Origin of the sequence: Streptomyces sp. NPDC047028 (assembly GCF_040644095.1) — a bacterium.
In the GTDB taxonomy this organism is placed as follows: Bacteria; Actinomycetota; Actinomycetes; order Streptomycetales; family Streptomycetaceae; genus Streptomyces.
In genome coordinates this window covers 292,492-302,148 of the sequence record NZ_JBEYVS010000003.1, presented here as the reverse complement: position 1 = coordinate 302,148, position 9,657 = coordinate 292,492, and the positions used below count along the sequence as shown (strand labels likewise).

At 72.7% G+C, this 9,657-nt stretch carries 11 protein-coding genes; 9 read left to right on the top strand and 2 right to left on the bottom strand.

Going from position 1 to position 9,657, the window contains the following annotated elements; genetic code table 11:
• Positions 1 to 30 precede the first annotated feature (30 nt).
• Both ABZ854_RS04960 and ABZ854_RS04955 read right to left on the bottom strand, forming a co-directional pair.
• Positions 31 to 1,224: a pyridoxal phosphate-dependent aminotransferase gene (locus ABZ854_RS04960; RefSeq protein ID WP_361204313.1), complete on the bottom strand. Its 1,194-nt coding sequence runs from the start codon at positions 1,222 to 1,224 to the stop codon at positions 31 to 33.
• A 36-nt stretch (positions 1,225 to 1,260) separates the two neighbouring features.
• Positions 1,261 to 1,668, bottom strand: coding sequence for an STAS domain-containing protein (locus ABZ854_RS04955; protein ID WP_361204310.1), 408 nt, complete (start codon positions 1,666 to 1,668; stop codon positions 1,261 to 1,263).
• A gap of 130 nt (positions 1,669 to 1,798) precedes the next feature.
• On the opposite strand from ABZ854_RS04955, the gene ABZ854_RS04950 reads away from it, so the two are divergent.
• The 9 genes from ABZ854_RS04950 to ABZ854_RS04910 all read left to right on the top strand — a co-directional run bounded on the left by ABZ854_RS04950 (position 1,799) and on the right by ABZ854_RS04910 (position 9,608).
• Positions 1,799 to 2,137, top strand: coding sequence for a helix-turn-helix domain-containing protein (locus ABZ854_RS04950; RefSeq protein WP_361204307.1), 339 nt, complete (start codon positions 1,799 to 1,801; stop codon positions 2,135 to 2,137).
• A gap of 195 nt (positions 2,138 to 2,332) precedes the next feature.
• Positions 2,333 to 2,677: a hypothetical protein gene (locus ABZ854_RS04945; protein ID WP_361204304.1), complete on the top strand. Its 345-nt coding sequence runs from the start codon at positions 2,333 to 2,335 to the stop codon at positions 2,675 to 2,677.
• A gap of 354 nt (positions 2,678 to 3,031) precedes the next feature.
• Complete coding sequence (locus ABZ854_RS04940) at positions 3,032 to 3,568, top strand: DUF2617 family protein (RefSeq protein WP_361204301.1); 537 nt, start codon at positions 3,032 to 3,034, stop codon at positions 3,566 to 3,568.
• 145 nt (positions 3,569 to 3,713) lie between these two features.
• Positions 3,714 to 5,357: a polyamine aminopropyltransferase gene (locus ABZ854_RS04935; protein ID WP_361204298.1), complete on the top strand. Its 1,644-nt coding sequence runs from the start codon at positions 3,714 to 3,716 to the stop codon at positions 5,355 to 5,357.
• Positions 5,358 to 5,428: 71 nt separating this feature from the next.
• Positions 5,429 to 6,307, top strand: a complete 879-nt coding sequence (locus ABZ854_RS04930; RefSeq protein ID WP_361204295.1) for an SRPBCC family protein — start codon at positions 5,429 to 5,431, stop codon at positions 6,305 to 6,307.
• Positions 6,308 to 6,377: 70 nt separating this feature from the next.
• The gene (locus tag ABZ854_RS04925) at positions 6,378 to 7,166 is read left to right on the top strand and encodes an aldose 1-epimerase (RefSeq protein ID WP_361204292.1); all 789 of its coding nucleotides are present in this window, start codon (positions 6,378 to 6,380) and stop codon (positions 7,164 to 7,166) included.
• Between the two features lie 10 nt (positions 7,167 to 7,176).
• Positions 7,177 to 7,728, top strand: a complete 552-nt coding sequence (pyrE, locus tag ABZ854_RS04920; protein WP_361204289.1) for an orotate phosphoribosyltransferase — start codon at positions 7,177 to 7,179, stop codon at positions 7,726 to 7,728.
• Between the two features lie 141 nt (positions 7,729 to 7,869).
• Positions 7,870 to 8,892, top strand: a complete 1,023-nt coding sequence (gene fbaA, locus ABZ854_RS04915; protein ID WP_361204286.1) for a class II fructose-bisphosphate aldolase — start codon at positions 7,870 to 7,872, stop codon at positions 8,890 to 8,892.
• 302 nt (positions 8,893 to 9,194) lie between these two features.
• A complete protein-coding gene (locus ABZ854_RS04910; RefSeq protein ID WP_361204283.1) occupies positions 9,195 to 9,608 on the top strand; it encodes a DUF3151 domain-containing protein in 414 nt (137 codons plus the stop codon).
• The last annotated feature ends 49 nt before the right edge of the window (positions 9,609 to 9,657 follow it).

The window sequence follows — 9,657 nt, the reverse complement described above, 5'->3', positions numbered from 1 at the left end:
GCCTGATTTACCCAGCTCCGGACGCTGAGATCAGCGTTTCCGCAGCTCAGACAACCTTTCGATTGCTGCTTCTATCACACCCTTCCGCTTGCAGAAGGCGAACCGAACGTACGGGGCTCCCGCCGCCCGGTCGTCGTAGAAGACCGCGTTGGGGATGGCGACCACGCCCGCCCGCTCGGGCAGGGAGCGGCAGAAGGCGAAGCCGTCCTTCTCGCCGAGCGGGCTGATGTCGGTGGTGATGAAGTAGGTGCCGGCCGGGCGGAAGACGGCGAAACCCGCCGCGGTCAGCCCCTCCGCCAAGATGTCCCGGCGGGCCAGCATGTCCCGGCGGAAGTCGTCGAGGTAGGAGTCGGGCAGGGCGAGCGCCTCGGCCACCGCGTACTGGAAGGGGCCCGAGGCGACGTACGTCAGGAACTGCTTCGCCGAGCGGACCGCGGAGACGAGCTCCGGGGCGGCCGTCACCCAGCCCACCTTCCAGCCGGTGAAGGAGTACGTCTTGCCGGCCGAGCCGATCGTCACCGTGCGCTCCCGCATGCCCGGGAACGTGGCCAGCGGGATGTGCTCGGCGTCGTCGAAGACCAGGTGCTCGTACACCTCGTCCGTCACCACCAGCAGGTTCCGCTCCACCGCCAGCTCGGCGACCGCGGCCAGCTCCGCGCGGGTGAGGACCGTGCCGGTCGGGTTGTGCGGGGTGTTGAGCAGCAGCAGCCGGGTGCGGTCGGTGACGGCCGCGCGGAGTTCGTCCAGGTCGAGCCGGAAGGCGCCGTCGTGCGGGCGCAGGGTCACCGGGACGCGCCGGCCGCCCGCCATCGCGATGCTCGCCGCGTAGGAGTCGTAGTACGGCTCCAGCGCCACGACCTCGTCGCCCGGCTCCAGCAGCGCCAGCAGGGACGCCGCGATCGCCTCCGTCGCACCCGCCGTGACCAGGACCTCCGTGTCGGGGTCGTACGACAGCCCGTAGCGGCGCAGCTGGTGCGCGGCGACCGCGGTGCGCAGCTCGGGGACGCCCGGGCCCGGCGGGTACTGGTTGCCGCGCCCGTCGCGCAGCGCCCGTACGGCCGCCTCCCTGATCTCCTCGGGTCCGTCCGTGTCGGGGAAGCCCTGGCCCAGGTTGATGGAGCCCGTGGACTGGGCGAGGGCGGACATCTCGGCGAAGATCGTCGTACCGAACTCCGCCAGCCGGCGGTTGAGGTGGGGGCGCGCGGTGGAGGTCATGGCGGCCATCCTCCGCCCAGGCTCCGGGGTTCCTCAACCGTGCCCTCAGGAGGAGGCGGCTTCGTCCACCGTCCCCCGGATCTCCAGGACGGCGTCGGCGCCGGTGATCTCGCAGAGCCGCCGGACCTGCGGTGACGGCGCCACCAGACGCAGGGTGCCCGAGTGGTGGGCGCGGATCAGCAGGTTCAGGAACGTCGAGTCCGCGAAGGTGACCCCCGAGGCGTCCAGGATCACCTTCGGACGCGTGCCGGCCCCGTCCTCCAGGGCCTTCGCCAGGGGCGCGATCGTGTGCATGTCGTAGTCGCCCCGCGCGACGACGACCCAGGCGCCGTGCACGGCGTACTCGGACATCGCTGCCTGTTCGGTCGCCGGCTCGGTGATCTGTTCGGTCGCCTGCCCAGTCGCCTGTTCGGGCATCAGTGGCCCGCCCTCCTGGCCCGGTGTCATCGGCATGTCGGCCTTGTCGCAGTGCACCCTTCCGGCCCTCTCTGTGAACGCTCGCTCGCGAGATCAGGTCATCCGTTACCGGAAAAGTATGTCATGTATCTGCGTTCTGGCAATGCTGGACCGTAAAATGCGGGGCATGGCTGAAGTGCCCGAACCTCACACCGGATGGACGTTCATCACCAATCACGCGCGTGTGCTTGCGGCCATCGCCGACAACCCGAACGTCCGCATCCGTGACATCGCCGCCCACTGCCGGCTCACCGAGCGTGCCGTCCAGCGGATCATCTCGGATCTGGAGCGGGACGGTTACCTCTCCCACCGCAGGGACGGGCGCACGAACACGTACTTCATCGAGCCGGACAAGGTGCTGCGCCATCCGGCGGAGGCCGGCCTCGCCGTGGCCTCCCTGCTGTCCCTGCTCGTGCAGGACGAGACCGAGCGCGTCAGGCAGCCGGTCGCCCGGCAGCGCCGCTGATCCGCTCTTCTCCTGGTCCCTCGTCTCCCGACCTCCGAAGGTCAGGCCGCGTTCCCCGAGTTGACGCTCAGAAGTTCCTCAACTCTGCTTTGGCGGCCGTGACGGCCGGGCATCCCTCGCTCACCGCGCCAGACGCGGGACCGGCGAGGCGCCCACGGGGGGTCGCTTCCGGGGGAAGGGAAGGAGGGTGGCGCCATGACCGTAGGCATCATCCTGGTGGCCGTCGTCGTCGTGTTCTTCGTGGCCGTGGGCCGGGTGAACCGCAAGTGCCACGGCCGGGGCGCGGGTGCGCGGCGGGGTTCGGCCTCGTCCTCCAGGTACGACAGCGGCAACAGCTGGTGGGCCGGAACCGCGGCCGACGCCGGCTCCTCCTCGGGGGGACACGGCGGGCACCACAGCCACCACGGGGGACACTCGGGGCACTCCTGCGGCGGTGGCCACTCGTCGTCGTGCGGCGGCAGCTCATCGTGCGGTGGCGGCTCCTCCTGCGGAGGTGGCTCGTCCTGCGGTGGCGGCGGCGGATGCGGGGGAGGCAGCTGACACGGGGCAGCCGAGCTTCCACGCACAGGCGCCCGCCGGGGGACGACACCGGCGGGCGCCCACCGTCGCGCCCCGCCGCACCCCGTCCGAACATGACCTCGCAGGGTTCCTCGGGGCGCCGTAGTTGAACAGTTGAGCTGTGGAGCCCTCTAGGGGATGGAAACCCTCCGAAGTTGGGTAAAAACGCTGTGACGGCTCCGCCGTTCATGATTCCCTCTACTTCACCGACGCAGCCCCTCGGACGTCTCGCAGACTCCCCTCCCCGGCCGGGCCCGGCCGGGCTGACGGTCTGACATGGCCGATCGGCCGGCACGGCCGATCTCCCCCCTCCTTGCGTGCTAGCGGAGCCGATCCATGCTCACGACCCTGAACACCTCCTACACCGATACGCGCGCGGCCGACCTCGCCTGGGCCCTCGGGCGCGAGCCGTTGCCCGCCCTGGCCACGCTCGATCTGGAACTCGTCGGGGCCAAGCTCCAGCTGAGACTGCTCGGCGCGTCCCACCAGGTGCTCCTGGAGGAGAAGCGGGGCAGTTGCTCGGAGACGGTGGCCTGCATCCCCGGCTCCAGCACCCCGCTGCCGCTCGGCGTCGCCAAGCGGATCGGCGACTGGGAGTACGAGTTCGCGGCCCGCGTCGAAGTGCTCGGCCCCGGCTCCTTCGCGGGCCGCGCCCAGGAGCTGCTGGCCCTCGTCACGGACCATCCGCACGGTCTGGCCGGGGTGTTCCCCGGCAGCCCGCACGCCTTCACCGCGATGCTCGCCCAGCGGCACGAGGGACAGGTGCACTGGCGCACCTGGCACGCCTACCCGCAGGACGGCCAGTTGGTCGCCACCCGCACGCGCGTGGGGGCGCGGGTCGCGGCGGCCCAGCCGGCGCCGCAGCCGGGCTGAGCGGCGGCCGACGGACCCAAGAGGAGCTGTGCCGAAGGGATTTCGGGACGCTGTCGTGGCGGTTAAACCCGCCGTATGTCAACTCGCCCGAGTTCCACACGTGTGGGTGACGAAGCGTACCGAGCCCGTGACGTAACGTCGCACCGTGATCGAACCGCACGCCCCCGCGCCGCCGGGGGCCCCGCCCTGGACAGGCCCCGCCCGGCTGCCCGTCCGGCCCGGCACCGGGCGGTTCCTGGTCCTCGTGTGCGTCTTCGTGTGCGCGGCCTGCGGACTCGTGTACGAACTGGAACTCGTCGCGTTCGCCTCGTACTTGATCGGCGACTCGGTCACCCAGGCGTCCGTCGTGCTGTCCGTCATGGTCTTCGCGATGGGCATCGGCTCCCTCGCCGCCAAACGGCTCCGCTGGCACGCGGCGGCCGGCTTCGGCGCGATCGAGATCGCCCTCGCCCTCGTCGGCGGGTGCAGCGCGATGGCCCTGTACGCCGTCTTCGCCTGGACCGGCGGCTGGGGCGGCCTGTGGGCCGACGGCCCCCGCTGTCTGCTGGTCGCGTTCTCCCTGGCCATCGGCCTGCTCATCGGCGCCGAGGTCCCGCTGCTCATGGAGCTGATCCAGCGGATCCGCCGCCAGGACGCGGGCGGTGCGGTCGCCGACCTGTTCGCGGCCGACTACGTGGGCGCCCTGGTCGGCGGCCTCGCCTTCCCCTTCCTCCTCCTGCCGTTCCTGGGCCAGTTGACCGGCGCGCTGGTCACCGGCACGGTCAACGTCGTCGCCGGCGGCGCCCTGGTCCTCGGCCTGTTCCGCCGTGACCTGACCCGCCGCGCCCGCTGGACGCTCCTCGTCGTCGGCGTCACCGTGCTCGCCGTCCTCGCCTCCGCCGCCGCCCTCGCCGGCGACTTCGAACGGGCGGCCCGGCGCGCGGTGTACGGCGCCGATGTCCGGGTCGCGCTGCAGACCGACGTCCAGGAGATCGTGCTGACCGGTGGCGCCCACGGCCGCCCGCTCGACCTGTTCCTGGACGGCCGCCTCCGGGTCGGCGGTCACGACGAACGCCGCTACCACGAGGCGCTGGTCCACCCCGCGCTGACCGGCCCGCACGCGCGCGTGCTGATCCTCGGCGGCGGCGACGGCCTCGCCGCCCGCGAGGTCCTGCGCCACCGGGACGTGCGCCGCGTCGACGTCGTCGAACTCGACGCCGGGCTGCTCCGCCTGGCCCGCCGCGACCCCGGCCTCTCCGCCCTCAACGGCCACGCCTACGACGACCCCCGCGTGCACGCCGCCACCGCCGACGCCCTCACCTGGCTGCGGGCGGCGCCCCCGGCGTCGTACGACGTCGTCGTCGCCGACCTGCCCGACCCCGGGATCACGGCCAGCACCAAGCTGTACTCACAGGAGTTCTACGGTCTGGTCCGCCGCGTTCTCGCCCCGCGCGGGCGCCTCGTGGTGCACGCCGGCACCGTCTCCACGCGGCCGCGCGCCTTCTGGACGGTGGAGGCCACCCTCCGCGCGGCCGGCTTCGCCACCGCCCCCTACCGCGTCCTCGGCCACGACACCGGCTTCGCCGCCGGCCCCGACCGCTCGGCCGGCGCCGGCGCTCCCCGCGCCCCGCACGAATGGGGTTTCCTGCTCGCCGCACCCGGCCGCACGCCACCCGCACTGGCGCTGGACCCCGGCGGGCCACGACCGCGGACGCTGGACCAGGAGGAGCTGACGGCCGACGGACGGGCGGCGGCCCGCACCCGGATCCCGGGACTGCCGCCGTCGACATTGGTGCATCCGCGCTACTGAACTCGGGCGCCCCGCGTGCGCCCGCTCACGGGAGGGTACGTTCCGGCTCCGACTGGGTACTCTCACCCACCATGGAGCACCAGGTCTACGTAGCGGCAGCGACCTCGCGGCTCAGAGAAGCCCTCGCCGACCCCGCCCGGGTCGCCCGGGCGGTCCCCGGGCTGCAACAGGACGCCGGGGCCGAACCCGTCGCCGGGCGGCTGAAGTTGCGCGTGGGCGGGCACTCCGTCACCTACCGCGGCACGGCCCGGATCACGCCCCGCGAGGACGGCACGTACGCCATCGAGGGCGACGCCACCGAGGCCCGCGGCACCGGCTCCGTCAAGCTCGCCCTCACCCTGCGCCTCGCGGACGCCGACGGCGGCTCCACCGTCACCGTCGAGGGCACGGCCGACGCGGACGGCCGCGTCACCGAACTCCCGGCGGACGCGGTCACCTCGGCGACGACCCGCCTGCTGCACCGTTTCCTGGAGGCCCTGGCGGCACTCCCCGGGGAGCCGCCGACGGCACCCGAGCCGGAGAAGCCGGGGCAGGCGCCGGAGGCCGGGCATCTCTCCGTCCACGACACCGACGTCCCCCCGCCCTCCCTGGACCCGGCCGCCGACATCGAGGCCGGGGACGGCACCGAGGCCGGGGACGACGCCGAAACCGGCACCGAGACCGGCACCGAGACCGGCGCGGCGGCCGGCGCCGGCTCCGAGGGCGGGCTCGCCGAGGACTTCACCGCCCCCGCCGAGCCCCCCGCCGAAGCGGCCCACGCCCGCCGGACGATGATCGGCCGCAGCGCCGAGGAGGTCGACCACGCCCCGCCGCGCGGCCGCTACGCCCCCGTCCCGGCCCCCCAGTCCGGTGTCGCGAACGCCGCAGTCCTGCGCTGGGCCGCGCCCGCGGCGGCCCTCGCCGTCGCCTCGGCGATCGTGCTGGGCCGCGCCCTGCGCAAGCGCCGCTGAGCCCCGGTGATCCGTCCGTACGGCCTCGTACGGCGGACGCCCTCTTGATCGCCCCAGTAGGGTCGGTTCCGTGAGTAACGAAGACATCACGCTGACCGCGGGCGACGCGGAAGTGACCGTACGGCCCGGCCAGGGCGGCCGGATCGGCGGGCTCCGGATCGGCGGCGTGGAGCTGCTGCGGCAGGGCGAGCGGTACGGCTGCTTCCCGATGGCCCCCTGGTGCGGCCGGATCCGGGACGGCCGCTTCCTGGACGGGGCCACCGTCCGGCAGATGCCGCTGAACGCCCGGCCGCACGCCATCCACGGCACCGCGCGCGACGGCGCCTGGCAGACCGTGCGCAAGACCGCCGACGAGGCCGTCCTGTCGTACGAACTGGTCGACCCCTGGCCGCATCCGGGCCTGGTCACGCAGGTCGTCGCGCTGGCCGAGGACAGCATGACCCTGACGATGTCCGTCGAGGCGCACAGCTCCTCGTTCCCGGCGCAGGTCGGCTGGCACCCGTGGTTCAACCGGAACCTCGGCGGCCAGGACGCCCGGCTCGACTTCACGCCCGCCTGGCAGGAGGAGCGGGGCGCCGACCACCTGCCCACCGGCAATAGGATCGACCCGAAGCCGGGCCCCTGGGACGACTGCTTCGGCATGCCCGGCGGCGTCGACGTCACCCTCACCTGGCCGGGACAGCTGGAGCTGAAGGTGGCAAGCCGCGAGGAGTGGGTGGTCGTCTACGACGAGCAGGCCGAGGCGGTCTGCGTGGAGCCGCAGACCGGCCCGCCCAACGGCCTGAACACCCACCCCCGCCTGGTCACGATGCTGGAGCCGCTGGAGGCCACGACCACCTGGAGCTGGCGCCGCCTCTAAGCTTGGCGGCATGACGACGGACGTGCGCGGTGCGCTGCTGCAGCAGATCAAGGACAAGGCCGTGGTGCACGGCAAGGTGACGCTCTCCTCCGGTCTGGAGGCGGACTACTACGTCGACCTGCGCCGCATCACCCTCGACGGCGAGGCCGCCCCGCTGGTCGGGCAGGTGCTGCTGGACCTGACCGCCGACCTCGACTTCGATGCGGTCGGCGGGCTCACCATGGGTGCCGACCCGGTCGCCGCCGCGATGCTGCACGCCGCCGCCGCGCGCGGCAAGCGGATCGACGCGTTCGTCGTCCGCAAGGCCGCGAAGGCGCACGGCCTGCAGCGCCGCGTGGAGGGCCCGGAGATCAGGGGCCGGCGGGTGCTGGTCGTGGAGGACACCTCCACCACGGGCGGCTCGCCGCTCACCGCCGTGGAGGCCGTGCGCGAGGCCGGCGCGGAGGTCGTCGGCGTCGCCACGATCGTCGACCGGGCGACCGGCGCCGCCGAGAAGATCGAGGCCGGCGCGGGCGTTCCGTACCGGTTCGCCTTCTCGAAGGATGAACTGGGTCTGGACTGACGCGCCGGTTTGACCTGGACTTGACCGGGACGTGGACCATCGCGTCATCTCTGGAAAGATGGGGGCGACGATGACGTCATTCCCCAGGTCTAGGTCAGGGCCGTAACGCAGTACACACCCCGCAACACAAGGAGCGGACACATGCCCATCGCAACCCCCGAGGTCTACAACGAGATGCTCGACCGGGCGAAGGCAGGCAAGTTCGCCTACCCGGCCATCAACGTCACCTCGACCCAGACCCTGAACGCCGCGCTGCGCGGTTTCGCGGAGGCCGAGAGCGACGGCATCGTCCAGATCTCCACGGGTGGCGCCGAGTTCCTCGGCGGCCAGTACAGCAAGGACATGGTCTCCGGCGCGGTCGCGCTGGCCGAGTTCGCGCACATCGTCGCCGAGAAGTACCCGGTCAACATCGCGCTGCACACCGACCACTGCCCGAAGGACAAGCTCGACGGGTACGTGCGTCCGCTGATCGCGGTCTCCGAGGAGCGCGTGAAGGCCGGCCGCAACCCGCTGTTCCAGTCCCACATGTGGGACGGCTCGGCGGAGACCCTGGCCGACAACCTGGAGATCGCCCAGGAACTGCTGGTCCGCGCGGCCGCCGCGAAGATCATCCTCGAGGTGGAGATCACCCCGACCGGTGGCGAGGAGGACGGCGTCTCGCACGAGATCAACGACTCCCTCTACACCACGGTGGAGGACGCGATCCGCACCGCGGAGGCGCTCGGTCTGGGTGAGAAGGGCCGCTACCTGCTGGCCGCGTCGTTCGGCAACGTGCACGGTGTGTACAAGCCGGGCAACGTCGTCCTGCGTCCGAAGCTGCTGAAGGAGCTGGCCGACGGGGTCACCGCGAAGTTCGGCAAGCAGTCGCCGTTCGACTTCGTGTTCCACGGCGGCTCCGGCTCCACGGAGCAGGAGATCCACACGGCGCTGGAGAACGGGGTCGTGAAGATGAACATCGACACGGACACGCAGTACGCGTTCACCCGGCCGGTGGCCGACCACATGCTGAAGAACTACGACGGCGTGCTGAAGGTCGACGGCGAGGTCGGCAACAAGAAGACGTACGACCCGCGGACGTGGGGCAAGCTGGCGGAGGCGAGCATGGCGGCGCGGGTCGTCGAGGCCACGAACAACCTGCGGTCGGCCGGCAACAAGATCAAGTAACCCCGGGTTCCACCCGGCCCCGGACCCCGGAGCCAACCCCTGGCCCCGGGGTCCACCCCATTCCCCAGGCGCGGGCCCGCCGCGACCGCTCGCGCAGTTCCCCGCGCCCCTTACGGGGCACGTACGTAGCTGCGGGCATGCGTGCCTCTCCCAGTGCCTCAAGGGCCTGGGGGGACCTCCCAGGGCGGCACGGGTGGGCGCAGCGGCACCCTGGCAGCGCCGGTGAGCGGACCCACCCCCGGCCCGCACCGGCACCGGTGTCCGCGGAGCACGCGCAGCGGGGTGTGCGGGAAACTGGGGGCATGACGATTCACGACAACCTTCTTGGTGGGCCGCCCCCGACCCACCTCCCCGACGCCCCCGAGCCCCGCGACCTCCTCGCCGCCGGCACGGCCCCCGCGGACGTCGCCGCGAAGTACCCCACCTCCTCCCTCGCCTGGGCCCAGCTCGCCGACGACGCCTTCGAGCGCGGCGCGGTCGTGGAGTCGTACGCCTACGCCCGTACGGGCTACCACCGCGGCCTCGACGCCCTGCGCCGCAGCGGCTGGAAGGGCCACGGCGAGGTCCCCTGGGAGCACGAGCCGAACCGCGGTTTCCTGCGCGCCCTGCACGCCCTCGCCCGCGCCGCCGGCTCCATCGGCGAGCAGGAGGAGTACGAGCGCTGCAGCCAGTTCCTGAAGGACTCCTCGCCGACGGCGGCCCAGACCCTCGGCTGAGGCGGCCCCGGCGCCCGTGTGGCCCGTCCCGCAACGGACGGGCCTTGCG

Bases quoted from the DNA above. Each gene is read 5' to 3' on its own strand.
- ABZ854_RS04960 (WP_361204313.1), bottom strand. From the start codon at position 1,224: ATGGCCGCCATGACCTCCACCGCGCGCCCCCACCTCAACCGCCGGCTG.
- ABZ854_RS04955 (WP_361204310.1), bottom strand. From the start codon at position 1,668: ATGCCGATGACACCGGGCCAGGAGGGCGGGCCACTGATGCCCGAACAG.
- fbaA (WP_361204286.1), top strand. From the start codon at position 7,870: ATGCCCATCGCAACCCCCGAGGTCTACAACGAGATGCTCGACCGGGCG.
- ABZ854_RS04910 (WP_361204283.1), top strand. From the start codon at position 9,195: ATGACGATTCACGACAACCTTCTTGGTGGGCCGCCCCCGACCCACCTC.
- pyrE (WP_361204289.1), top strand. From the start codon at position 7,177: ATGACGACGGACGTGCGCGGTGCGCTGCTGCAGCAGATCAAGGACAAG.
- ABZ854_RS04930 (WP_361204295.1), top strand. From the start codon at position 5,429: ATGGAGCACCAGGTCTACGTAGCGGCAGCGACCTCGCGGCTCAGAGAA.
- ABZ854_RS04950 (WP_361204307.1), top strand. From the start codon at position 1,799: ATGGCTGAAGTGCCCGAACCTCACACCGGATGGACGTTCATCACCAAT.
- ABZ854_RS04945 (WP_361204304.1), top strand. From the start codon at position 2,333: ATGACCGTAGGCATCATCCTGGTGGCCGTCGTCGTCGTGTTCTTCGTG.
- ABZ854_RS04940 (WP_361204301.1), top strand. From the start codon at position 3,032: ATGCTCACGACCCTGAACACCTCCTACACCGATACGCGCGCGGCCGAC.